This window comes from Stenotrophomonas sp. STM01, assembly GCF_014852135.1.
Lineage (GTDB): Bacteria > Pseudomonadota > Gammaproteobacteria > Xanthomonadales > Xanthomonadaceae > Stenotrophomonas > Stenotrophomonas capsici.
In genome coordinates this window covers 107,397-131,766 of sequence record NZ_JACVBA010000001.1, presented here as the reverse complement: position 1 = coordinate 131,766, position 24,370 = coordinate 107,397, and the positions used below count along the sequence as shown (strand labels likewise).

The window sequence follows — 24,370 nt, the reverse complement described above, 5'->3', positions numbered from 1 at the left end:
CCACGCCGGCGCTACGTCGGAATCCCGCCGCGCTTCTCGTCGTGGGTGCGGAAGGCCTGGCGGATGTGCTCGCGCAGTTCGTCGTCGTTCCACGGCTTGGTCAGGAAGCGATAGATCGCGCCGCGGTTGATCGCGTCGGTGACGGTGTTCAGGTCGGTGTAGCCGGACAGCACCAGCCGGATCGTGTCCGGGTAGAGCATCTTCACCCGGCCCAGGAACTCGGTGCCGCTCATGTCGCTCATGCGCTGGTCGGACAGGATCACCTGCACGTCGTTGATCGCCAGCAGGTCGAAGGCGTCACGCACGTTGCCGGCGGCCAGGATGCGGTAGCCGTCGCGGCGGAACAGGCGCACCAGCGAACGCAGCACGTTCTCCTCGTCGTCGAGCAGCAGCAGGGTGCGGTCCGGGCGGGTCTCGGCGAAGGCTTCCGGGCGCAGGTAGCGACGGCGCAACGTCATGCCGGCCGCGTCGGAGGACATCGGCTCGCCGAACAGGTAGCCCTGGAACACATCGCAGTCATTGCGGCGCAGGAAGCCGAGCTGTGCCTGCGATTCCACGCCATTGGCGATCACGGTCATGCCCAGCTGGTGGCCCATGGCGATGATGGCGCGGCTGATGGCCGCCTCGCGGTTGGCCGCCGGCGCGCTCTTGATGAAGCTGCGGTCGATCTTGAGCTTGTCCACCGGATAGCGGACCAGCGCGCTCAGGCTGGAATCACCGGTGCCGAAGTTGTCCAGGCACAGGCTGATGCCTTCGTTGCGCAGGTTGGCCAGGGTCTCGTGGACGAAGTTGACGTTGTTGGTCAGCGCGCTTTCGTTGATCTCCAGGGTCAGCATGCGCGGGGGGACGCCGATACCCTGCAGCAGTGCCATCACCTCGGTGAAGAAGTTCGGGCGCAGCAGCTGCAGGGTGGAGACATTGACGGCGACGTTGAAGTCCTCGAAGCCCTGGTCGCGCCACAGCCGGGCCTGGCGCAGGGTCATCTCCAGTACCCACGCGCCGATCTGCACGATGATGCCCAGCCGCTCGGCGGTGCGCATGAAACGCTCGGGCACCAGCATGCCGAGGGTGGGTGACTGCCAGCGCAGCAGCGCTTCCATGCCGACCACGTGGCCGTCGCGCGCGCTCACCAGCGGCTGGTAGCGCAGGCGCAGCTCGCCGTTGTCGATGGCATCCACCAGTTGCCGCGAAATGATGCTCTCGCTGTGCGCGCTGCTGGGCTTGTGCAGCACGTGCACGTGCACCGCGTTGCCGCCCTCGCGCGCGGCCTGGTGCAGCGCATCCTCGGCCAGGTCCAGCAGGGTGGTGGGGTTGGTGGCATGTTCGGGGCACAGCGCCGCGCCGATCTTGCCGGTCAGGAACAGGGTGTATGGCAACACCGACAGGGGCAGCTCGATCTGCTGGCGCAGCTGTTCGGCCAGTTCCTCCGGTGGCGGCACATTACCGCCGCGCTCCACCGCGATCAGGAACTCATCGCTGCCATGCCGCCACAGCTTGCCGCGGCCATCCAGGAAGTTGCGCAGCCGGTCGGCGATCAGCACCAGTGCCTGGTCGCCCACTTCGGCGCTCATGTTCTCGTTGACCGAGGCGAAGTGGTCGATGTCCAGGTGCAACAGCATCATCGACGGGCCGTTGCGGCGAGCGGACTCGACCATCGCGGCGAACTCGGGATTGCCGGCGCCGAGGCGCACGGGGCGCACATCGTTGCGATCGGCAAGCACGGCGGCGGGGGAATTCCACATCGGCGGGGGGTCCTGGAAAATCGGTTAATGCGGGAGCGCGGGGCAGGGCAGGTGCAGGTCGATGCAGGTGCCTTCGCCCGGCGCGGTTTCGATGCGCAGGCGGCCACCGGCACTCTGCGCGCGTTCGCGCATCACGATCATGCCCAATCCGCGCGGTCCGTTGGGGTCGAATCCCTCGCCATCGTCGATCACCCGCAGGTGCAGGCCGCCTTCGGGGGCGTCCTGCAGCAACAGCGAGACCTGGCTGGCACGGGCATGGCGCAGCGCATTGGTCAGGCCTTCCTGGGCGATGCGGAAGCAGGCCTGCTCCACCTCGTTGCCCGGGCGCTGGCTGAGCGTGCGCACGTCCAGCAGCAGCTCCACCGGCGTGGAGCGGAACAGCATGCCGGCCTGCCAGCGCAAGGCAGCCTCCAGTCCGAGCGCGTCCAGCTGCGGCGGGCGCAACAGCATGGACAGGTTGCGCAACCGGATCACGGTGCTGTCGGCCAGTTCGATGATCTGGTCGATGTCCTCGCGGCGGCGTTCGGCCAGGTCTTCCTCGCGGGCGGCGAAGGCAGCCAGCTTCATCGCGGTGATCGCCTGGCCGATGTCGTCGTGCAGGTCACGGGAAATCGAGCGGCGTTCGTCCTCCTGCAGCGAGAACAACCGCCCGGCCATGGCCTGCAGTTCGGCATTGCTGGCTGCCAGCGCGGCGCGTCCCTGTTCCAGCTCGCTCAGGTCACGGATGACGAAGCGCTCGGCGGCCAGGCCTTCATGAACCACCGGGCCCGCGCTGAGCGAGGCCTGGAACGCGCCGCCGCAGGGATGATGCAGCAGCAGGCGCGCGAGCGAGGGCTGTTGGGTGCGCGCGGCGCGCAGTTCGGACAGTGCGGTGGCGGGCATCCCGGTGCGGATCCCGAGCATGCGCCCGGCAGAGGCGTTGGCGTACAGAACCTGGTCGGCGCCGGCGATGATCACCGCATCGGGCAGGTTGTCACTGATCTGCCTGAAGGACGAGGGCGCCGCCGGTGGGGTGAGGGCCTGCCGCATGCCGGACGGACGGCACAGCCAGCCGATCAGGATCCCGCTGACGGTCAACGCCACTGCGATGAACATCACACTTTCTGAAGGGCTGCCGGCGAGCAGCCGCATGAACAGAAATGCCATGGCCAGCACCAGCCCACACAACCCGACCACCCGCAAAAGCACGCGGTGCTGTCGCTGGAGGCGACGGACAGGCACGGACGCGGGTGGAATGGGGGCCTTGCCGGCTTCCATGTTCGACATGCTGGGTATGGATTGCGTGATGTCATCTTAACGAGTTGTCCGGGTGCCGCGCGACGTAATGCTCAATTCCACCGGATTGCTGCCGTTATCACTCCTGTCCCCGGATTCCCGGGCAGGAGAAAGAGCGCGTGGATCGCGGGGTAATCGCAAGCCTGCTTAACCACCCATTGAACGCGGCCCTGGTGCTGCTGGACGTGGATGGACAGCCCCTGGCGGCCAACGCCAAGGCCAGGGAATTGCGCCTGCACGAACGCTTGTCGCGCTATTGCGCGCAGTTGGCGGGCTGTCGGGCGCAGGCGCCCGGGCAGAAGGCGGTCAGCTGCCCGTTGCCGGATGGCCAGGCGCGGCTGGATGGCTGGCTCAGCGCCATCCACGATCCGGGCGGGAGCCTGCTCGGCTACCTGTATTCGTACTCCACCGACGCCTCCGCGCACGCCGCCCAATGGCTGGTGGCCATGGAGGCCGGTGGCAACGTCGCTTGGGACTGGGACGTGGCCGCCGACCGGCTCACCCGCCGTGGACCGCACGGAACCCACACCGAGCTGCGGCTGATGGACAGCGTGCATCCGGACGAACAGCCGCTGCTGCGCCAGGCCATCGCCGCGCACCTGCACGACCCCGCGCAGCCCTTCGCCTGCCAGTTCCGCATCCGTGACGCCCAGGGCCAGTGGCGCTGGGTGCTGGACCGCGGCAGGGTGGTGGCGCACGCGGCCGACGGCCAGCCGCTGCGCATGGCCGGCACCTACACCGACATCCAGCCGCTGAAGGCGCTGGAAGACGACCTGCGTGCGCAGCACGCGCTGCTGTGCCGCGCCCAGCGCGTGGCCGGCATGGGCAGCTGGAGCTGGGATTGCGGCCGGCAACGGATGCAATGGTCGCCCGAGAGCCACGCCGCGATCGGCGTGGAGGCAGGCTCCCTGCCATCGGGCTGGGGCTGGATGCGGCAGCTCGGGCGCGACGCCCGTCGCCACCTGCTGACGGTCTGGCGACGCCTGCATGCCGACCCGCAGGCCACCGAGTTCGAAGTGTGCTGGGGCCGCGAGCCGGTGCTGCAACAGCAGCTGCGGGTCTGGCTGGAGCCCGAGCACGATGCGTCCGGGCGGCTGCGGCGCGTGGTTGGCCAAGTACAGAACATCAGCGGCCAGCACCGTACCGACGCATTGATCCGTTGGCGTACCGAGCTGCTCAACCGCGTATCCGCGCTGGGCAGGATCGGGGGCTGCGAGATCGAGGCCAGCACCCGCGAGATGCAATGGACCGAGGAGTGCTACCGCATCCATGGCCTGCGCAAGGCACCGGTCACGCTGGACCAGGCGCTGGCCCTGTACACGCCGGACTCGCGCGACAGCTTCGAGGCGGCCCTGGCGCGCATCGCCCAGGGCGGGCTGCCCGAGCAGTTGGACCTGTGCTTCTATCGTCCCTCCGGACAACGTGTCTGGGTGCAGGTGCTGATCGAGCTGGACCGCCGCGACGGCCTGCCGGAGCGCCACGTGGTGCTGTTCCGCGACATCACCCGCGAGCGCGAGGCCGATGAGCGCCTGGAACTGCTGGCCCACTACGACCTGCTCACCGGTCTGCCGAACCGCATGCTGCTACGCGAGCAGGCCTCCGAGGCCATCCTCGAAGCGCGCGAGCGCGGCGCGATACTGGCCATGCTGTTCGTCGACCTGGACGGCTTCAAGGGCATCAACGACACCTTCGGCCATGCCACCGGCGACATCCTGCTCAAGGCCGCGGCCTCGCGCCTGCACCAGAATCTGCGCAACGCCGACCTGTTCGCCCGCTTCAACGGCGACGAGTTCATCGTCGTGCTGCGCAACCTGGCCGAGCCGGAGGACGCCGGCCACGTGGCCCGCAAGCTGATCGCCTCGTTGGCCGAGCCGCTGTATCGCGAGGACGCCACCCTCAAGGTGGGCGCCAGCGTGGGCATCGCCCTGCTGGACGAGACCCGCAACGACTTCGACACCTTGCTGCGCGCGGCCGATGCGGCCATGCACGCCGCCAAGGAAGCCGGCCGCAACACCTACCAGTACTACAGCCAGGATGCGCTGGCGCGCACCCAGCGGCTGCTCGAGATCGAGCACGCATTGAACGGTGCACTGGACCGGGACGAGTTCAGCCTGGCCTACCAGCCGCTGATTCACACCCGCGAAGGCCATGCGCCTTCCATCGAGGCACTGCTGCGCTGGAACACTCCGCGCATCGGTCCGTGCAGTCCGGCCGAATTCATCCCGATCGCGGAGAAGTGCGGGGAAATCATCCGCATCGGCGATTGGGTCCTGAACGAGGTATGCCGCCAGGCCGTGGTCTGGGAGCAGGCCGGGCTGCGTTTTGACCGCATCGCGGTCAATGTCTCGGCCATCCAGTTGCGCGAGCGTGGCTTCGCCGAGCGCGTGATCGCGATCTGCGACCGTCACGGCTGGTCGCCGCGGCGCCTCGAGCTGGAGCTGACCGAGTCGGCCCTGATCCGCGACACCGAGGCCCTGCGCCAGTGCTTCGACGTGTTCGAGCAGCATGGCGTGCCGCTGGCGGTGGATGACTTCGGCACCGGATTCTCCAACCTGCATTACCTCAACCGGTTCCCGGTGCAGCGGCTGAAGATCGACCGCAGCTTCGTGCAGGGCATGCTGCATGACGCCGGTACCGCCGAGGTCACCCAGGCCATCGTGCACCTGGGCCACGCGCTGGGCATGCGGGTGGTGGCCGAAGGCGTGGAAACCGCCGCCGAGGAAGCCATGCTGCGCCGGCAGGGCTGCGACGAGCTGCAGGGCTACCTGTACTCCAAGCCCTTGCGTTCACGCGAGATGATGCGCTGGCTGCGCGAGGGGGGCTGCGACACCAGCACGCCTCCTCCGGCCGAACACAGCCGGATCACCGCCACCCTGTGAGCGCGCAGGCCCGGTAGGAGCGCCTTCGGGCGCGAAACCACGACTGCCTCCGGAGCCGGTAGCCGCATTGCGTTACCGACGCACATGGTCTGCATCAACACCGGCATCGCGGCCAAGGCCGCTCCAACAACACCGGCCCGGTAGGAGCGCCCTCGGGCGCGAAACCACGACTGCCACCGGAGCCGGTAATTGCATTGCATTCCCGACACGCGCGGTCTGCACCAACACCAGCTTCGCGGCCAAGACCGCTCCAACAGCACTGACGCGCTAGGAGCGCCCTCGGGGGCGAAACCACGGCTGCGACCAAAGTCCAGGCGCGCTTCCGGCTTCCCCGGCCAACTGCCCCAGGGCAGCGGCAAGTCCCGCAGCCATGGCGACGACGCATCGCGTCCGTCGCCTAGACCACCGCCAGGTCCCACTGGATGCTGGTCACCAGCCACTCCTCGCTTGCCACGCCAATCCGTGCATCGCGGTACAGCGCCATCAGCTCGTCGCGGCTGGACTGCTCCAGTCGCTGCAACTGTTCGGCGCGGCTCAGGCAGGAGGGGGCGGCCAAGACCGCCCCGTCATCGGCTGCTTGGTGGCTCATCCGGGTCTCCCGTGATCCGCCCAGCGACGGACATGACAAAGCCCCGGCTTTCGCCGGGGCCGGGTTCTGGACGCCTGGTGGGGTATCAGAACAGCTCAACCGTACCTGCGCCCATGCTCTGCTGGGTCACCGGCTTGTGCGGCGGGCGTTCCCACTCGCTGCGCAGCTCGCGCAGGCGGCTGCCGGTGCGCTGCAGGGCGTTGACCAGTTCGCCATCGAACACGCCGCCATTGCGATGCAGCAGCTCCTGCAGGGCCACGGCTTCGCGGTTGATGGTGCCCAGGCGGTCCAGGTGGGTGTGCACGCCGCCCAGGGTCTGGGTGGCGATGTCCTCGAACTGCAGTGCACGCACCGCTTCGGCGACACTGCCGTCGATGGCGCGGCCGCACTCGGAGATCTCGCGCATGCCGTCGCCCAGCGACGCGTTGATCGCGGCCACGTTGTCGAGCATGGCGGCGGCTTCGTGGCGGGCTTCACGCGAGCGGTCCATGTCGCGCGAGGCCATGTGCGAGACGGTCTCGCGCACCTTGGCGATGGCGTCCTTGGAGCTGTGGGCCAACTTGCGGATCTGCTCGTTGAAGGTGGTCGAACGCTCGGACAGGTTGCGCACCTCGTCGGCCACCACGGCGAAACCTCGGCCGGCTTCGCCGGCGCGGGCCGCTTCGATCGCGGCATTGAGGGCGAGCAGGTTGGTCTGGTCGGCGATGGACTTCACGTCCTCCAGCAGCGAGAAGATGCCATCCAGGTGCTGGGCCATCTGGTCGATGTGCTGCACGGTGGTGCTGCTCTGGCCGCTGACTTCCTCCAGCGCCTCGACCAGCTGCTCCATCTGCTGGCTGGCGTGCTGGGCGAAACGGGCCACGTCCACGCCGGCGCTGCCGTCTTCACCGGCACGGTCGACCACGCGGGCCAGGGCCTGGCTCTGCTGGCGCGACTTGCGGTTCATCGCATCGAAGCTGCTGCCCAGCCCGGCGACGGCCTGGCGGATCAGTTCGCGGGCGCGCTCGACTTCATTGCGCGAGCCTTCGATCTCGTTGCTGACGAAGCTGCGCAGCTCGTTGAGCAGCATGTCCTGTTCGCGCATCACGCGGGCATGCTCGGGCGAGCGTTGGGTCTGCGAATGCACGCTCCACCAGGCAAACACCAGCCAGCTGAGCACCATGGTGGTCAGGATTGCCCAGAGCACCGCGGCGGGCCAGGTGAATGCCACGGCGAGCGGCAGCAGGAAAGTAAGGACCAGGGGGGCGGCCAGGCGGATTGCAATACGTGCGTACATGGACGTTCTCGGGAGAGTCACGGTTGCTGTATCGGCCGTGGGCAGGGTGTCTTTAGCCCTGCGCGCGCAATCCGGGGACATCGGCGTGAAGGCCTGCGGCCGGGGAGGGCGGCAGGCCGTTGCCTCAACGCACGCGGCGCTCGATGGCTTCGAGCATGCTCCGGCGCGAGAACAGGAAATCCCAGTAGGTGCCGCCCAACTGGCGCCACAGCACCGCCGAGCGCACCGCCGCCAGCAGCAGCGCCCGGATCTCCGAGACCACCGCGGCCTGGCCGAGGTAGTGCGGGTTGCCCTGGACCATGATCCGCGGCTTGAGCTGGCTGATGGTGTCGGCATACAGGGTGCCCATGGCCATCAACACGTCCGGGTGGCTGCTGTCGCCCAGCTCCAGGGCGCGGTCGGCGGTGCGGCGGATGCCGGCGGTCACCTTGTCCACGGCCGCGTCCTCGCGGACGAAGCGGCGCTCCAGCTGCATCACCGACAGCGCCAGGCGCGGCAGCAGGTCGTCCTTGCCCTGGTTGCGGAAGTAGTCGCGCACCAGGCGCAGGCCCGGCTCCACCTGCGTGACGCTGCCGTACACGGCGGCCGGGGAGGCCGCGTCGATGCGCATCACGCTGTCCATCGCGGTCCGCACGATGGCGTTGTCCGAATGGCCGGTTTCGGCGATGCGACGTACCTGCTGCAGCGCCTGGGCAATGCCGGCCACGGCAAGCACGCGGTCATCGATGGAAAAACTCATGGTTACCTCTCAAGGGGAAACGGGAGCGCCAAGCCGGCGTTCCAAGGGAGCATCGGTGGCGGCGATCACGGCGCCGCCCAGGCACTCGGCGCCGTCGTACAGCACCAGCGACTGGCCGGGCGTCACCGCTCGCTGCGGGCGGGTGAAATGCACGTCCAGCGTGCCATCGTCACGTACCTGGACGGTACAGGGCTCGTCCGGCTGGCGGTAGCGGGTCTGGGCAGTGCAGTCGAAGCGCCGCGCCGGGGGCGCGCCGGCAATCCAGTGCATGGCCTCGCTGCGCAGCCAGTTGGACTGCAGCCACGGGCTGTCATGGCCCTGGTCCACGTACAGCACGTTGCGCGCCACGTCCTTGCCGACCACGAACCACGGCGCGGCCGGACGGCCACGCACGCCGCCGATGTTCAGGCCTTCGCGCTGGCCCAGGGTGAAGTAGAACACCCCCGGGTGACGGGCGATGACCTGGCCGTCCGGGTCCTGGATCTCGCCCTCGCGGGCGGGCAGGTACTGGCCCAGGAACTCGCGGAAATCGCGTTCGCCGATGAAGCAGATGCCGGTGGAGTCCTTCTTGGCATGGGTAGGCAGGCCGGCCTCGCGGGCGATGCGGCGCAGTGCGCTCTTCTCCAGGTGGCCGATCGGGAACAGCGTGGCCGCCAGCTGGTCCTGGCCCAACTGGTGCAGGAAGTAGCTCTGGTCCTTGCCACGGTCGGCGCCGCGCAGCAGCCGCCAACGGCCGCCGGACTCCACCACCTGGGCATAGTGGCCGGTGGCGATGCGCTCGGCGCCCAGCTCGCGGGCCGCGTCCAGGAAGTGCTTGAACTTCACCTCGCGGTTGCACAGCACGTCCGGGTTGGGCGTGCGGCCGGCCGCGTATTCGGCGAGGAAGTGCTCGAACACGCCCTGCCAGTATTCGTTGGAAAAATCACGGAAGTGGAACGGGATGCCCAGCCGGCCACACACCGCCACCGCGTCGCGGCGATCTTCCTCGGCGCGGCAATGGCCGCTGCCGTCATCGGCCCAGTTCTGCATGAACAGGCCGGCCACGTCCAGGCCGTTCTGGACCAGGGTCAACGCGGCGACGGACGAATCCACGCCGCCGGACACCCCTACGACTACACCGGGACTACTCACTGCACCTGCCTCAACATCGACAACGGATAACGCTGGCCAGCCAGCCAATCGGAAACGGTCTGCCAGACCAGCGGACTGCGCAGGCGGGCCATGTCGGCCTGCAGCGCGGTCGGGGTGAGCCACAACGCCTGCACGATGCCGTCGTCCAGCGCCTGTTCCGGGTGGTGGCGCAACGGCTCGGCGGCGAAGGCGAAACGCAGGAACGGCGTGCCATCGCCGGCCACCCACTGGTAGGTGCCGATGAAGCCGGTCAGCTTCACCTCCCAGCCGGTCTCCTCGCGGGTTTCGCGGATGGCGGCTTCCAGCAGGGTTTCACCGGCCTCCAGGTGGCCGGCCGGCTGGTTCAGCACCCGCCGGCCGCCTTTTTCCTCTTCCACCAGCAGCAGTTGCCCCGCGCGGGAGACAACGGTGGCCACGGTCACGCGTGGCGACCAGCGCGGGGGCTGCGCGGTGTCCACGCTCAGTATTCGTCCGCCTTGGTCAGCTCCAGCTCGATCTCGTCGGCGCTGGCCGAGGCCGCGTCGATGGCATCGGAAAGCTGCTTGGCAGTGGCGTCGGCGTCGATCTTGACCACGAACACCGCCAGGTCCTGCTGCTTCACCCAGGCGCCCAGCTTGGAGGCATTGGAGTCCTCGAGCAGGCGGTTGGCGACGCTGGCCGGGAAGTCCGGGCTCGGCGACTTGTAGCCGGGCGACCAGATCTCGCGGACGTTGTGGGTGCCGTAGGACTCGACGTTGGAGCGCACGTAGACCAGCTGGGTACGGTCGTTGTCCAGCTCGAACACCAGCCGGTAGTCACCGTCCTCGTCGACCTCGTACTTGTACTCCAGTGAATCCAGCAGGCGACCGATGGCACGGTCCGGTTCACCGGCGACTGCGCTTCCTGCGGCTGCGGTCATCAGTGCTGCGATGACGATGCCGGTTACAGACTTCTTCATGTTTTCCCCGTCAGTGGTTGGTTGACCTGCAAATTGTGCGGGGGGCAGGGGGGTGTCGTCCAATGGCTGAAGGTCGAAGCCGGCAAACCGCTATAATTGCCCGATGCCCCAGAAGCCCCAACATGACAACGAGCACGGCCTGCTGGTTGCCCCCGGCAAGCCCGAGATCGCGCCGCCGCCGCAGTACCAGGTGATGCTGCTCAACGACGACTACACCCCGATGGACTTCGTGGTGACGGTGCTGCAGAACTTCTTCTCGATGGACCTAGACAAGGCCACGCAGGTGATGCTGCACGTCCATACCCGCGGCCGCGGCATCTGCGGGGTGTACAGCCGTGAGGTGGCCGAGACCAAGGTCGCCCAGGTCAACGAGTTCTCGCGGATGAACCAGCATCCGCTGCTGTGCACGATGGAGCGCGCCTGAGCCGCCCGCCGTCGCCGATCGCGCACCTGCCTGCCGGGCCGGTTTTCCAGGGCGCCGGCTGTGTCCCCGATGGGAAACACTTTCCCGCCTGCACCACCGTTGGCCGCCCCTCGGGGCGCAACGGCCGTCACGCCTTGCTCTTGAAGCTGAATGCCGGATTCACCGGGTGAACGAATCCCCACTTCCTGCTGACGTGGCCTCTACATGAACGCCGCTAGGGTGCTGGAAAACGTGCAGTCAGGCCGCATATTGTCAGCAACCGGAACCGGAGTGCCTCATGTTCAGTAAAGACCTCGAGCAGACCATTGGTCAGTGCTACAAGCGCGCCCGGGAAGCCCGTCATGAATACATGACGGTGGAGCACCTGTTGTTGGCCCTGCTTGAGAATGCATCCGCCCAGGCCGTCCTGAAGGCCTGCGGAGCCGACCTTGAGCGCCTGCACAGCGAACTGGAGAAGGCGATCAACGCCTCGGTCTCGCTGCTGGCGGAAGACGATGGCCGCGATACGCAACCCACCCTGGGCTTCCAGCGCGTCCTGCAACGTGCCGTCTACCACGTGCAGTCCTCGGGCAAGAAGGAGGTCACCGGCGCCAACGTGCTGGTGGCGATCTTCGGCGAGAAGGAATCCCACGCCGTCTACTACCTCAACCAGCAGGACGTTACCCGGCTGGACGTGGTCAATTACCTGTCCCACGGCGTGGCCAAGAGTGGCGACGAGTCGGACATGTCCTCGCCGCTGGAAGGCGAGGGCCGTGCCGAGGGCGGTGAGGGCGAGTCCAAGGGCGATTCGTTGACCGAGTTCGCCAGCAACCTCAACGAGCAGGCCAAGGCCGGTCGCATCGACCCGCTGGTCGGCCGGCGCGACGAGATCGAGCGCACCATCCAGGTGTTGTGCCGCCGCCGCAAGAACAACCCGCTGTACGTGGGCGAGGCCGGCGTGGGCAAGACCGCCATCGCTGAAGGGCTGGCCAAGCGCATCGTCGATGGCGAGGTGCCCGAGGTGCTCGCCGACGCGGTGATCTATTCGCTGGACCTGGGCGCGCTGGTCGCCGGCACCAAGTACCGCGGCGACTTCGAGAAGCGCCTGAAGGGCGTGATCGGCGCACTGAAGAAGATCCCCAACGCGGTGCTGTTCATCGACGAGATCCACACCATCATCGGTGCCGGTTCGGCCTCGGGCGGCACCATGGACGCCTCCAACCTGATCAAGCCGGCGCTGGCCTCGGGCGAGCTGCGCTGCATCGGTTCGACCACGTTCCAGGAATACCGCGGCATCTTCGAGAAGGACCGCGCCCTGGCCCGTCGCTTCCAGAAGATCGACATCGTCGAGCCGACGGTGGGCGAGGCCTACGAGATCCTCAAGGGGCTGCGCCCGAAGTACGAGGCGCACCACGGCGTGACCTACGGCGATGACGCGCTGCAGGCCGCGGTGGACCTGTCGGTCAAGCACATCGGCGACCGCCTGCTGCCGGACAAGGCCATCGACGTGATCGACGAGGCCGGTGCCCGCCAGCGCCTGTTGCCGGAAGGGCAGCGCAAGTCGCACATCGACATCGAGGAAGTGGAGACCATCATCGCCAAGATGGCGCGCATCCCGGCCAAGCAGGTCACCGCCACCGACAAGGACGTGCTCAAGCACCTGGAGCGCAACCTGAAGATGGTGATCTTCGGCCAGGACCCTGCCATCGACAGCCTGGCCTCGGCCATCAAGCTGTCGCGCTCGGGGCTGGGCAACCCGGACAAGCCGATCGGCAACTTCCTGTTCGCCGGCCCGACCGGCGTGGGCAAGACCGAGGTCACCCGCCAGCTCGCGCTGCAGCTGGGCATCGAGCTGGTGCGCTTTGACATGAGCGAGTACATGGAGCCGCATTCGATCAGCCGCCTGATCGGTGCGCCCCCGGGCTACGTCGGCTTCGACCAGGGCGGCCTGCTGACCGAGAAGATCGTCAAGACGCCGCACTGCGTGCTGTTGCTGGACGAGGTGGAGAAGGCGCACCCGGACATCTTCAACATCCTGTTGCAGGTCATGGACCGCGGCATCCTCACCGATACCAACGGCCGTGAAGCCAACTTCAAGAACGTGATCCTGGTGATGACCACCAATGCCGGCGCCACCCAGGCGGCACGTCGCTCGATCGGCTTCACCAAGCAGGACCATGCCACCGATGCGATGGAAGTGATCCGCAAGAGCTTCACGCCGGAGTTCCGCAACCGCCTGGACGCGGTGGTGCAGTTCCAGCCGCTGGGCTTCGACCACATCCTGCGCGTGGTGGACAAGTTCCTGATCGAGCTGGAGATGCTGCTGCAGGACAAGCACGTCTCGTTGTCGGCCACCCCGGCCGCCCGCGACTGGCTGGCCCAGCACGGCTTCGACCCGGAGATGGGTGCCCGCCCGATGAGTCGCGTGATCCAGGACAAGATCAAGCGTCCGCTGGCCGACGAGCTGCTGTTCGGCAAGCTGGTGGACGGCGGAAAGGTCAGCATCGACGTGCGCGACGGCGAGTTGATCGTCGAGACCCAAGCCGAGCCGGAGCACCTGCTGCCGGCCACGGTCGAGTAAGCCGGGCGGCTGACACCCGATGCCCGCATCCAACGATGCGGGCATTTTTGTGGGACGGGCAGGGGTGGCCTTGGCCGCGAAGCCTTGAATGCATCACCGCAGGAAGGTCCTGCACGCCGATCCTCGGCCTGCTTTCCGCGGCTAACCTGAGGCGGGGCCAGGCATTGCCCGCTCCGCGGCCGGGGCCATTCCGGCGGAATTTCGCCACGCAAAAAAGCCAGCGCGCGGGCTGGCTTTCCTGGCATAACGCCCGGCTTACCGCATTACTTCATGCGGTAGGTGATACGGCCCTTGGTCAGGTCGTACGGCGTCATCTCGACCTTGACGCGATCGCCGGTCAGGATGCGGATGTAGTTCTTGCGCATGCGGCCGGAGATGTGGGCGATGATTTCATGCCCATTTTCCAGGCGAACGCGGAAAGTGGTGTTCGGCAGCGTCTCACTGACGGTGCCTTCGAACTCGATGGAGTCGTCTTTCGACATGTAGTCCTGTGCGGTTCTGCGGACGGCCCCGAGGGCCTAAGGGCGGGCATTTTACGCCGGCGGGCGGATTCATGCAAAGTTTGCGTTAAACGCCGGCCGGTTCAGCCAGCGTGCTGGCGGGGAATTCCCCGAAGCCACGTGTCCACGGGCCAACATCGGCCGGTTCGCGGACCAGTCGCCGCACCTGGGCCAGGAACGGCGCCCGTTCCAGCCGTTCGGCGCCCATCCGCACCAGGTGCGGGTTCTCGACCTGGGCGTCGATCAGTGGCCAGCCCCAGCCGGACAGCGTCCGGGCCAGCGCGGCCAGGGCAATCTTGGAGCCGCCACTGCGACCACTGAACATGCTTTCGCCAAAGAACATCCGCCCGATCGCCACGCCGTAGATACCACCGACCAGGGCATCCCCGTCGTAGACCTCCACGGAGTGCGCGTAGCCCAGCCGGTGCAACTGGAGGTAGGCCGCGAGCATGTCGTCGGTGATCCAGGTGCCGTCCTGGCCCGGGCGGGGCGCCTGCGCGCAGGCCTGCATCACCTCGGGGAACGCGGTATCGGCGCGGACCCGCCAGTCGCTGCCGCGGAGTGCGCGACGGAAGCGCGAGGACAAATGGACCCCGTCGGTACGGAACACCATGCGCGGGTCCGGCGACCACCACAGCAGCGGCTGGCCGTCGGAAAACCACGGGAAGATCCCGCCCGCATAGGCGTTGAGCAGGCGTATGGGGCTCAGGTCACCGCCGACGGCGAGCAGGCCGTCGGGTTCGCGCAACGCCAGCTCGGCCGGGGGGAACGGCGAATCGCTGGCCTCGTCGAGCAGGTAGGGGCCTTTCGGGGTCATGGCCGGGGCTCGTCGGACTTGAACGGTGAGTGATGCTGCAGCGCCTGCGCGTAGCGGGCAGCATCCTCGCGCTCGCGGGCACACCAGTCGCGCAGGGCCTGCCGGAACTGCGGGTGGGCGATCCAGTGGTGGCTGCGCACTTGCGTGGGCAGGAAGCCACGGGCCAGCTTGTGTTCGCCCTGCGCGCCCGGCTCGAAGCGCTGCAGGCCTTCGCGCAGGCAGTATTCGATGCCCTGGTAGTAGCAGGTTTCGAAATGCAGCCCGGGCAGGGCCGCGCCGCCCCAGTAGCGCCCGTACAAGGTGTCGCCGCCGCGCAGGCACAGCGCGCCGGCCACCGGTTCGCCATCCTGCAGGGCCAGGAACAGCACCAACTGGCGCGGCAGTTGCGTGGCCAGGTGGCGCAGGAAGGGCAGGGTCAGCGCCGGCGCGTTGCCGTACTCGGCAAAGGTCTGCAGGTAGAAGCCGTGCATGGCACGCAGCTCGTCGGCACTGGCTTCGTTTCCGTGACGCGTCACGAAGGTGATCCCGGCGCGGGCGACCTTGGCGCGCTCCTGGCGGATGTTCTTGCGTCGCTTGTGGTCCATCGCGGCAAGGAAGTCATCGAAGGCCTGCCAGCCCGGCTCGCGCTGCCACTGGAACTGCACGTCGGTGCGCAGCAGCCATTGCCCGTCGAAACACGCCGTCTCCCCGGGCAGGTGGAAGTTGATGTGCGCGGAGGAAAGCTGTTCGGCCTGCACGTGCGCGACGATGGCATCGCGCAGGGCGCAGCGGTCCTGGTCATTGCGCGCTAGCAGCCGCGGCCCGGTCACCGGCGAATACGGCACCGCGCCCAGCCACTTGGGGAAATAGTCCAGGCCATTGCGCGCATAGGCATTGGCCCAGGCGTGGTCGAACACGAACTCGCCGTGTGAGTTGTACTTGCGGTAGCCCGGTGCGGCAGCGACCAGTGCGCCATCACGCCACAGGGTCAGGTGCTCGGGTTGCCAGCCCCAATCCGGGCGCAGGCAGCCGTGTTGTTCCAGGCCGCTCAGAAACGCGTGGCTGATGAACGGATTGCCGCCGTCGTGCAGGGCATCCCACGCGGCCTTGTCAATCGCGTCCAGCGCGGAAATGGCGCGCAGTTGCAGGCTCATGGCTGGAGCTGCAGCACGTCGATGGTGGGCGGGTTGAACAGGCGCAGGGGCAGGCCGATCTCCCCCAGGCCCCGGGTGGTGAATACCCGCACCGGGCCGGCAGGTGCGCGCGCGATCTGTTCGCCGCGATCAAAGTCGTATTGGGTCGGGATGACCCGGCGGTACAGCCACGGGATACGGATCTGTCCGCCATGGGTGTGGCCGGCAAGCACGATGGCGGCATCGGCCGGACGTAATCCCATGGCGCTGTCAGGGTTGTGGGCGATGACGATGGCCGGACGGGTGATGGCGTCGGCGACGCGCAGGAATGCGGGGTCGTCCTTTCCGGCCCAGCGATCGCCGAGCCCCGCCCATTGGCGGCCCTGGCGGTCGGTGATGATCTGGCCTTCGATGACCTGCACGCCATGGTGGCGCAGGGCCGTGCGCAGTGGCAGATCGATATCCGGACCGGGGGCTTGCTGGTCATGGTTGCCCAGCACGGCGTAGGCCGGTGGCTTCAGCCGGGCCAGTGGCGCGAACAGATCCTGCAGTTCGCTGGCCTTGGGTTCGTAGGTCAGGTCGCCGGCGATGACCACCGCATCGACGGGCAGTGCATTGATCCGGTCGACCACCCGTTCCAGAAAGGCGCGGTTCTTGTACACGCCCAGATGGATGTCACTGATCAACGCGACCCGCGCGGTGACACCGGTGCCGGGCAGGGTGGTCTGCTCGACCTGGATGATCTGCGGTTCGATGAAGCGCGCCCAGGTGAACACGCCGCAGCCCAGCAACAACAGCGCGAGCAGCCAGCGATGGCGGCCGCCACGCCAGCGCCACGACAGCCAGGCAATGGCAGGGAAGACCAGCCAGCTGCCGTGAAACAGCAGCTGCTTGATCAGCACCTTGTCCATGCCGGCAGCCGTGGCGGTCCGCGGTCAGAGGCTCTGCGCGTCCAGGAAGCGTTCGGCGTCCAGTGCGGCCATGCAGCCGAAGCCGGCCGAGGTGATGGCCTGGCGGTAGTGCTGGTCGGCCACGTCGCCGGCGGCGAACACGCCTTCCACGGAGGTCTGGGTGGCGTTGCCGCCCAGGCCCGAGCGGATTTCAAGGTAGCCGTTGTTCATCGCCAGCTGGCCCTTGAACAGGTCGGTGTTGGGCTGGTGACCAATGGCCACGAAGAAACCGTGCGCGTCGATGTCGCGGGTGCTGCCGTCCTGGGTGGACTTCACGCGCACGCCGGTCACGCCCATCTCGTTGCCGAGCACTTCATCGACCTGGTGGTGCCAGACGGTCTCGATCTTGCCGGCGGCCACCTTGGCGAACAGCTTGTCCTGCATGATCTTCTCCGCCTTCAAGGTGTCGCGGCGGTGCACCAGGTAGACCTTGCGGGCGATGTTGGACAGGTACAGGGCCTCTTCCACGGCGGTGTTGCCGCCGCCCACCACGACCACGTCCTGCTCCTTGTAGAAGAAGCCGTCGCAGGTGGCGCAGGCCGAGACGCCGCGGCCTTTGAAGGCTTCCTCGGACGGGATGCCCAGGTATTTGGCGGTGGCACCGGTGGCGATGATCACCGCGTCGGCGGTGTACTGGGCGTTGTCACCGGTCAGGGTGAACGGACGCTTGGACAGGTCGGCGGTGTGGATGTGGTCGAACACCACCTCGGTGTCGAAACGCTCGGCGTGGGCCTGCATGCGCGCCATCAGGTCCGGGCCCATCAGGCCATGCGCGTCGCCCGGCCAGTTGTCCACTTCAGTGGTGGTCATCAGCTGGCCGCCCTGCTGCAGGCCGGTGATCACCAGCGGCTTGAGGTTGGCGCGGGCGGCATAGACGGCGGCGGTCCAGCCGGCCGGGCCGGAGCCCAGGATGATCAGCTTCTCGTGGCGGGAGGGCAGGGACGGGTGGCTGGAAGTGCTCATGTATACTCGCGAAAGTTCAGGATTGGCGGCCCGTTGGCGTGCTTCCGCAACTGTCCGGGCAAGCCCATAGAGTGGCGGTCGGCTCCCGGTGAATCAAGGCACGTGAATGGAATGGCGCGGCCCGTCGGATACAGTCTCCCTTCTTCCTCCCGGTTGGCTTGCCCTTGTGCGGCGGGTTTCTGACGCGTTCCGTACGTGTGCATCGTCGACGGGGTGAAACACAGCGGTCCGTCGTTTAATATCAATCACTAACCGTGCATTTCTAAGGTCTGGTCAAAGGTGGCGAAACAGGTCCCGGAACGTGGCAAGAACCCCAGCGCCGGCAATGCCGCGCGCAAGCCGGCCGCCGCGGCGGACAAGCCGCGGCGACACAAATTATGGCGTGACCTTGCGCTGATCGCGATTGCCCCGGCGCTGCTGTATCTGCTGGCAAGCCTGTTCACGTATTCCCCCGCGGACCCGGGCTGGTCGCAGTCCGGCTCGGTGGTCGCGCCCGTGCACAACATGGGCGGCAGGGTCGGTGCGTACATCGCCGACGTGATGCGCCAGCTGTTCGGCTACGTGGCCTACCTGATCCCGCTGATGCTGGCGGCGGTGGCGTGGATCGCCATGTTCGGCCTGAACCGCGAGGAGCGCGGCCAGGACGACCTGGGCCCGGCGCTGCGGCTGGTCGGCATCGTCGGCTTCCTGATCGGCGCGACCGGCTTCCTGTACCTGCGCCTGCCGCCGGGGGATGTCGCCCGCGCCGGCGGTGGCCTGGGCGTGCTGGTCGGCAAGTCGCTGCAGACCGGCTTTGGCCCGGTTGGCAGCAACCTGTTCCTGCTGGTGCTGCTGCTGACCTCGATCACGCTGGCGACCGGGCTGTCCTGGTTCGTGGTGATGGAGAAGATCGGCAAGTGGGTGATGGCGCTGGGGCCGATGTTCGAGAAGAAGAAGGAACAGGCCAACGAGTGGCAACAGACCCGTGCGCTGCGCGAGGAACGCGAGGAAGTGCGCAAGGTCGACGCCGAAGTGCGCGCCAAGCGCGAGCCGGTGAAGATCGAACCGCGCCCGGCGCCGGTCATCGAGAAGAGCGACCGTGCCAAGCGCGAGACCCAGATCCCGATGTTCCAGGGCGTCAATGGCGATGGTTCGGACCTGCCGCCGCTGGCGCTGCTGGATGACCCCAAGCCGCAGCCCAAGGGCTACGACGAGCAGACGCTGGAAACGCTGTCGCGCCAGATCGAGTTCAAGCTCAAGGACTTCCGCATCGACGCGCAGGTGGTGGGCGCCTATCCGGGCCCGGTGATCACCCGCTTCGAGATCGAGCCGGCACCGGGCATCAAGGTCAGCCAGATCAGCTCGCTGGACAAGGACATCGCCCGCGGCCTGTCGGTCAAGTCGGTGCGTGTCGTCGACGTGATCCCGGGCAAGTCGGTGATCGGCCTGGAAATCCCCAACGTCACCCGCGAGATGATCTTCCTGTCCGAGCTGCTGCGCTCGAAGGAATACGACAAGTCGGCCAGCGTGCTGACCCTGGCGCTGGGCAAGGACATCGCCGGCCGCCCGACCGTGGCCGACCTGGCACGCATGCCGCACCTGCTGGTGGCCGGCACCACCGGTTCGGGCAAGTCGGTGGCGGTCAACGCGATGGTGCTGAGCCTGCTCTACAAGGCCAGCCCGAAAGACCTGCGCATGCTGATGATCGACCCGAAGATGCTCGAACTGAGCGTCTACCAGGGCATCCCGCACCTGCTCGCGCCGGTGGTGACCGACATGAAGGAGGCCGCCAACGGCCTGCGTTGGTGCGTGGCCGAGATGGAGCGCCGCTACAAGTTGATGAGCGCGGTGGGCGTGCGCAACCTGGCCGGCTTCAACAAGAAGATCAAGGACGCCATCGACGCCGGCCAGCCGTTGATGGACCCGCTGTTCCAGCCGAACCCGGAAATGGGCGAGGCCCCGCGTCCGTTGGAGCCGCTGCCGTTCATCGTCATCTTCATCGACGAATTCGCCGACATGATGATGATCGTCGGCAAAAAGGTCGAAGAACTGATCGCGCGCCTGGCGCAGAAGGCGCGTGCGGCCGGCATCCACCTGATCCTGGCCACCCAGCGCCCGTCGGTGGACGTGATCACTGGCTTGATCAAGGCCAACATCCCGACCCGCATCGCCTTCCAGGTCAGTTCGAAGATCGACTCGCGCACCATCCTGGACCAGTCCGGCGCCGAGGCCCTGCTGGGCAACGGCGACATGCTGTACCTGCCGCCCGGCACCGCCATGCCGGACCGCGTGCACGGTGCCTTCGTCTCCGACGAGGAGGTGCATCGCGTGGTCGAGCACCTCAAGGCCAGCGGTCCGGCCGAGTACATCGAGGGCGTGCTGGACGAGGTGCAGACCATGGGCGACGGCGTGGTGGTCGGTGCCACTGGCCTGCCGGAAAGCAGCGCGGCCGGCGACGAGTCCGACCCGCTGTACGACGAGGCGTTGCGGATCGTCACCGAAACCCGTCGTGCGTCGATTTCCGGCGTGCAGCGGCGCCTGAAGATCGGCTACAACCGTGCCGCGCGCCTGATCGAGGCGCTGGAAGCCGCCGGCGTGGTCACCCCGCCGGAGCACAATGGCGACCGTACCGTGCTGGCACCGCCGCCGCCGAAGTAAGTCGGCGGGGCAGGGCAGGCCGCCAGCGGGCGGCCTGCATGCCGGCGTGTCAATTGCCGGCGGTGAAATCCATCGACTTGAACAGGGCCGCCAGGGCCTGGCCGTCCTCGCTGCTGTGCGGGGACCGCGTGGACAGCCAGTGCACGTAGGCCACCGAGCGGTCATCGTTGCCCGCCACCAGGATCAGCTGGCCGGTGGTGCCATTGCGGATCATCGAGGCAGGGCGCTTGCTGGCTTCGGTTTCGGCCAGTGCCAGTTCGCCATGGGGCAGGGCCTGGATTTGAGCGTGCTTCAGCGTGAACACGACGCTGGCATCGGGAGCGGCAGGCAGCAGCTGCGGCGGGCTGCCCGGATCCACCACCAGGCCGCGTTCCCGGGCCGCCTCACGCAGCGGCACCTGTTTGACCTCAAGCACATAGTCGGCGAGTTCACGCCAGCCTTCGACCTGTCCCACCGTCGCGGGGGTCGGCTTGCCGGCGCGGGCGAAAGCGATGATGCACAGCGTGCCGGCCTCGCGTTCGGCGTCGGTGATCTCCAGCTGGCGCAGTCCGGTCGGGGTTTGGAACGATACTCCGCAGTCCGGTCGATCAACACGGGTGGCGGCGGCATGGCAGGCCAATGTGGTCAGCAACAGGCCGCCGCACAGCAGGAGGGTTCCCACGCGTTGGATCATTTCAGGTCTCCGGGATTTCCTTGTACTCGGCATGCACCTGAGTGGCGTCATTGAGCACGTAGTACGCATGCTGGAAGCCCTGCTGGCGGAAATCAAAATGCAGCTGGGCCGGATTGATTGATCGGGTGACGTTGCGCTGCGCGGTCTCGGCGATGCCGCCATCAGCCCAGGAGTTGATGCTTAGCTTGCCCAGAGGAACAAGCTTCTTCTGCTTGTTCTCGGTGTAGCGCTGCTTGCTGGCCCAATAGTAGCCCGAGCCATCACAGGTGTTGAAGGGATCGCTCTGCAGCAGCGGACTGTTCTGGTCATCGGTGAATGTCAGCCCGCGGTAAGCACCATATTGCCGGTAGTTGTTCCGCCCGGTCAGCTGGATGAGGCCGCGTCCCTTGAATCGCACACCGTCCCCCACCTCGGTGTTGCCCAGCTTGCGGCCTTGGTCAGTGCCCGGTTCATACTTGTCGAAATAGGAGTCGCCCCCCCCTTCGACCATGAATTCCAAGCGGCCCGTTTCGGCGGTCAGCTGCCCCCACAGGTGCGCGGTACGCACACGCGTGGCTGCGATGCCGTACTTGCGGGCCATCTTCTGCATGTTGACGTGTAAACCAGCGGGGCGGCGGGTGGAGGCGGTTGTGAGGCGTGCGGTGACGTCGGCCCAGCTCACGGTCACGACTTCCCTGCCGCCTTCGCGCAGAGTCTGGCGGATCATCCGCGTGGCTTCTCGCTGGCTGAGCCACCCACACTTGCGGAAGTGCTGGATGAAGCGTTTGGGATGGAAGTGCCAATGCGCCGCGTTCAGGTTGGGAATGGCGGCATCCTCCCAGAACGCCAACGCTTCGACATGACGTTGGAACTGCGGGAAGTCCGAGGCGGACAGGTAGGTGCTCGCCCCCATCGTCGGTGCGCTGCCGCGTGCAGATCCAGGGCCCTCGATCTTCAGCCATCCCCAGCGCGTTTCTATCCCGCTGCGTTGCCACTCAGTCGGGAACTTGCATACCAAGCCCTGCAGCTTGGGCTGCAATGCGGCGTCACGCAGACGCTGCTCGGCCTGTTCGGCGGTCGGTGCAGGTTCGCCTTCGCGCTCAAGCAGGCGCCGTACCGCAGCCGCATCGCAACGGCTGTCGTTGTCCTGGAAGTCTTCCACGATGGCCCAATGTGCCCATCGCGGTGCATCGGCGTCGCTGAACTTGTGCACATTGGCGGCGTTGAGATTCACCCAGCCCGTAGTGGGGCCCGTGGAGATCTGGCGCCAATGCGGCGTGTCGGCCGGAGTGAGGGTATCCGGACCGCCCAGGGTGCGGCCAAAGCGCAGCAGCTCGTAGACCGCCGCCCTGTTCGGTACCGCCGCTGCGCGGGCGTTTGAGTACGCGGTAACCGTGGCACCTGCGGTGTCATACAGGTTGTACTCGGCGTCAACTTCGGTCAGTTGGGTGCCGATGCGGGCGCCGTCCAGGTCGTAGGTCGTTACCTGTGCGTCGCCCCCATAGGCGCTCTGCGCATTGGCAGGAGCGCTGTAGCGGATGCCGACCACGCGTTCGGCCCCCAACGCCGCGCCCGTACCTGCGGTGCCACTGGTGGCATTGAGCGCCGGCCGGCTCGGGAAGACCGGGGTATCCGCCGGCAAGTGGAAGTAGACCTCGCCGAACACGGCGTCGGTGCGGCCATGATTGGCGACGTTGACGTCGCCGGATGCCCGTCCCAGCAGGCGAGCCATGTTGGCGTCGTCGCAGATGATCTCAAAATGGATGAGGTCAGCCTGGCCGTCGATCGAACCGGCATCGCCAATCTCCACCTTGCGGTAGATGCGTCGGCCAACCACGACGTTGGCGGTGCGGATGCGGGTCAGGTGCATGTAGATCGAATAGAACTGGACCTGGGTTTCCTGGTTGCCCGTGGCGCCAATGGCGGTGTCATGGCGGATGACGACGCAACCGTTGTCGGACCACCCCAGATATCCCTGCGCATGAGCGTCCACTTCGGCCGGGGTGCCGGGGCGTGCGGTCGCTGCCCGGACATACACCACGGTGCCATCGGCAATGGCACGGACCGGCTCACGGCCGTTGCCGCGCGCGGGAGCGCGCAGGTGCAAGCCACCATGCCAGGAGAGTTTGTTGCTGACCGGATAGTGCCCGTGTTCCACGGTCGACATCGCGGCATCTAGAAAGCGGGCGTCGTCGTCAGTGTCGGCGCGGGCTGGAAGAAACGGGGGACTGATGATCATGGGCATTCCTTTGCACGACGGTCCGGACCTGCAATGACACGGAGAACGTCGTTGTGATCGTGTAGTTCAGCAAGGCAGATGACGCGGTACTGACCGACTGGCCAGGCACCGGCGCAGAACATACCCCGGATAGTGTGGTCAGTGCTTTCACATTTCGTTGACATCCGGTGATTGCCCGCGCTCGGCGCACGCGGGAAGGCGCATAATTGCGCTATCACCCCATTCAGAATCGGGCGGGCAGACTGCGCCCTGGTTCATCACTTCCGGTGCAGACTCCCCGCATGAACACGAATTTCCGCCGCCATGTCATCACCTCCGCGCTGCTGCTCGCCGGCGCTGCCAGCACCTCGGCCTGGGCCGGGGCACGTGACGACCTGAGGTCCTTCACCAACGGCCTGCGTGGCCTGGACGGGCAGTTTGCCCAGCAGGTGTTCGACTCGCGCGGCCGGGTCAAGGAGTCGTCCAGCGGCCGCGTCGCACTGTCGGCGCCGCGCCTGTTCCGCTGGGAATACACCCGTCCGCACCCGCAGCTGATCATCGCCGACGGGAGCAAGGTGTGGGTCTACGAGCCGGACCTGGAGCAGGCCACGGTGACCCCGCAGGGGGCCGAGGAACAGAACAGCCCGCTGGTCGCGCTGATCAACCCGGCCCAGCTCGAGCGCCAGTACGACGTCAGCGAAGAAGCCGCGCCGCGCGATGGGATGCAGTGGCTGTCGCTGACGCCCAAGCGCGAGACCGAGACCAACTTCCAGTCCGCCTCGCTGGGCTTCGCCAATGGCGGGCTGGCGCGCATGGAGGTGGTGGACGCGGTCGGCCAGCGCACGGTCATCAATTTCACCGACTGGAAGAAGAATCCGGGCTTTGCCGCCGGTACCTTCCGCTTCGTGCCGGGCAAGGACGTGGACGTGGTCGGCGAGCGCTGATCACCACGTCGGGCCGCGAGCCCGG

Annotated in this window: 19 protein-coding genes and 1 pseudogene; 5 read left to right on the top strand and 15 right to left on the bottom strand. The window is 67.1% G+C overall.

The window, feature by feature from the left end:
* Window positions 1-11: 11 nt before the first annotated feature.
* Window positions 12-1,742 carry an EAL domain-containing protein gene (locus IB227_RS00570; protein ID WP_132863507.1) on the bottom strand — a complete coding sequence of 577 codons (1,731 nt, stop codon included), beginning with the start codon at window positions 1,740-1,742 and terminating at the stop codon, window positions 12-14.
* Window positions 1,743-1,766: 24 nt separating this feature from the next.
* Window positions 1,767-2,732: pseudogene (locus IB227_RS00565) on the bottom strand (sensor histidine kinase); the annotation flags it as partial.
* Between the two features lie 404 nt (window positions 2,733-3,136).
* Between IB227_RS00565 and IB227_RS00560 the strand changes: the two are divergent.
* Complete coding sequence (locus IB227_RS00560) at window positions 3,137-5,896, top strand: EAL domain-containing protein (RefSeq protein ID WP_192285793.1); 2,760 nt, start codon at window positions 3,137-3,139, stop codon at window positions 5,894-5,896.
* 397 nt (window positions 5,897-6,293) lie between these two features.
* Here IB227_RS00560 and IB227_RS00555 read toward each other — a convergent pair whose 3' ends face one another.
* The 6 genes from IB227_RS00555 to IB227_RS00530 all read right to left on the bottom strand — a co-directional run bounded on the left by IB227_RS00555 (window position 6,294) and on the right by IB227_RS00530 (window position 10,568).
* On the bottom strand, window positions 6,294-6,485 hold the full coding sequence (locus IB227_RS00555) for a hypothetical protein (RefSeq protein WP_192285791.1): 192 nt from the start codon (window positions 6,483-6,485) through the stop codon (window positions 6,294-6,296).
* 85 nt (window positions 6,486-6,570) lie between these two features.
* Window positions 6,571-7,761 (bottom strand): methyl-accepting chemotaxis protein, encoded by a 1,191-nt coding sequence (locus IB227_RS00550; protein WP_132863514.1) that lies wholly within the window; start codon window positions 7,759-7,761, stop codon window positions 6,571-6,573.
* Between the two features lie 124 nt (window positions 7,762-7,885).
* Window positions 7,886-8,500 carry a high frequency lysogenization protein HflD gene (hflD, locus tag IB227_RS00545; protein ID WP_132863515.1) on the bottom strand — a complete coding sequence of 205 codons (615 nt, stop codon included), beginning with the start codon at window positions 8,498-8,500 and terminating at the stop codon, window positions 7,886-7,888.
* A 9-nt stretch (window positions 8,501-8,509) separates the two neighbouring features.
* Window positions 8,510-9,631: a tRNA 2-thiouridine(34) synthase MnmA gene (gene mnmA / locus IB227_RS00540; RefSeq protein ID WP_192285787.1), complete on the bottom strand. Its 1,122-nt coding sequence runs from the start codon at window positions 9,629-9,631 to the stop codon at window positions 8,510-8,512.
* On the bottom strand, window positions 9,628-10,095 hold the full coding sequence (locus IB227_RS00535) for an NUDIX hydrolase (RefSeq protein ID WP_132866088.1): 468 nt from the start codon (window positions 10,093-10,095) through the stop codon (window positions 9,628-9,630). Before IB227_RS00535 ends, mnmA begins: the two co-directional genes overlap by 4 nt.
* On the bottom strand, window positions 10,092-10,568 hold the full coding sequence (locus IB227_RS00530; protein ID WP_192285785.1) for a YbjN domain-containing protein: 477 nt from the start codon (window positions 10,566-10,568) through the stop codon (window positions 10,092-10,094). Before IB227_RS00530 ends, IB227_RS00535 begins: the two co-directional genes overlap by 4 nt.
* A gap of 103 nt (window positions 10,569-10,671) precedes the next feature.
* Between IB227_RS00530 and clpS the strand changes: the two genes are divergently transcribed.
* Together clpS and clpA are read left to right on the top strand one after the other, a co-directional pair.
* Window positions 10,672-10,992, top strand: coding sequence for an ATP-dependent Clp protease adapter ClpS (gene clpS / locus IB227_RS00525; RefSeq protein ID WP_132863519.1), 321 nt, complete (start codon window positions 10,672-10,674; stop codon window positions 10,990-10,992).
* A gap of 277 nt (window positions 10,993-11,269) precedes the next feature.
* Window positions 11,270-13,552: an ATP-dependent Clp protease ATP-binding subunit ClpA gene (clpA, locus tag IB227_RS00520; protein WP_192285783.1), complete on the top strand. Its 2,283-nt coding sequence runs from the start codon at window positions 11,270-11,272 to the stop codon at window positions 13,550-13,552.
* Window positions 13,553-13,815: 263 nt separating this feature from the next.
* Here the strand turns inward: clpA and infA are convergent, their stop codons facing one another.
* From infA to trxB, 5 genes are all read right to left on the bottom strand, one after another.
* Window positions 13,816-14,034, bottom strand: coding sequence for a translation initiation factor IF-1 (gene infA / locus IB227_RS00515; RefSeq protein WP_005409596.1), 219 nt, complete (start codon window positions 14,032-14,034; stop codon window positions 13,816-13,818).
* An 85-nt stretch (window positions 14,035-14,119) separates the two neighbouring features.
* Window positions 14,120-14,869 (bottom strand): leucyl/phenylalanyl-tRNA--protein transferase, encoded by a 750-nt coding sequence (aat, locus tag IB227_RS00510; RefSeq protein ID WP_192285781.1) that lies wholly within the window; start codon window positions 14,867-14,869, stop codon window positions 14,120-14,122.
* Window positions 14,866-16,002, bottom strand: coding sequence for a GNAT family N-acetyltransferase (locus tag IB227_RS00505; RefSeq protein ID WP_192285779.1), 1,137 nt, complete (start codon window positions 16,000-16,002; stop codon window positions 14,866-14,868). Before IB227_RS00505 ends, aat begins: the two co-directional genes overlap by 4 nt.
* Window positions 15,999-16,892 (bottom strand): metallophosphoesterase, encoded by an 894-nt coding sequence (locus IB227_RS00500; RefSeq protein WP_192285777.1) that lies wholly within the window; start codon window positions 16,890-16,892, stop codon window positions 15,999-16,001. The genes IB227_RS00505 and IB227_RS00500 overlap by 4 nt, the downstream gene beginning before the upstream one ends.
* A 24-nt stretch (window positions 16,893-16,916) precedes the next feature.
* Entirely contained in the window at window positions 16,917-17,894 is a 978-nt protein-coding gene (trxB, locus tag IB227_RS00495; protein WP_192285775.1) for a thioredoxin-disulfide reductase, read from the bottom strand.
* A 279-nt stretch (window positions 17,895-18,173) separates the two neighbouring features.
* Between trxB and IB227_RS00490 the strand changes: the two genes are divergently transcribed.
* Window positions 18,174-20,531 (top strand): DNA translocase FtsK, encoded by a 2,358-nt coding sequence (locus IB227_RS00490; protein ID WP_132863529.1) that lies wholly within the window; start codon window positions 18,174-18,176, stop codon window positions 20,529-20,531.
* Between the two features lie 49 nt (window positions 20,532-20,580).
* On the opposite strand, the gene IB227_RS00485 is transcribed toward IB227_RS00490, so the two are convergent.
* Together IB227_RS00485 and IB227_RS00480 are read right to left on the bottom strand one after the other, a co-directional pair.
* Complete coding sequence (locus IB227_RS00485) at window positions 20,581-21,192, bottom strand: hypothetical protein (protein WP_192285773.1); 612 nt, start codon at window positions 21,190-21,192, stop codon at window positions 20,581-20,583.
* 13 nt (window positions 21,193-21,205) lie between these two features.
* A complete protein-coding gene (locus IB227_RS00480) occupies window positions 21,206-23,422 on the bottom strand; it encodes a M23 family metallopeptidase (protein WP_192285771.1) in 2,217 nt (738 codons plus the stop codon).
* A gap of 281 nt (window positions 23,423-23,703) precedes the next feature.
* Between IB227_RS00480 and lolA the strand changes: the two genes are divergently transcribed.
* The gene (lolA, locus tag IB227_RS00475; protein WP_192285769.1) at window positions 23,704-24,345 is read left to right on the top strand and encodes an outer membrane lipoprotein chaperone LolA; all 642 of its coding nucleotides are present in this window, start codon (window positions 23,704-23,706) and stop codon (window positions 24,343-24,345) included.
* Window positions 24,346-24,370: the final 25 nt, after the last annotated feature.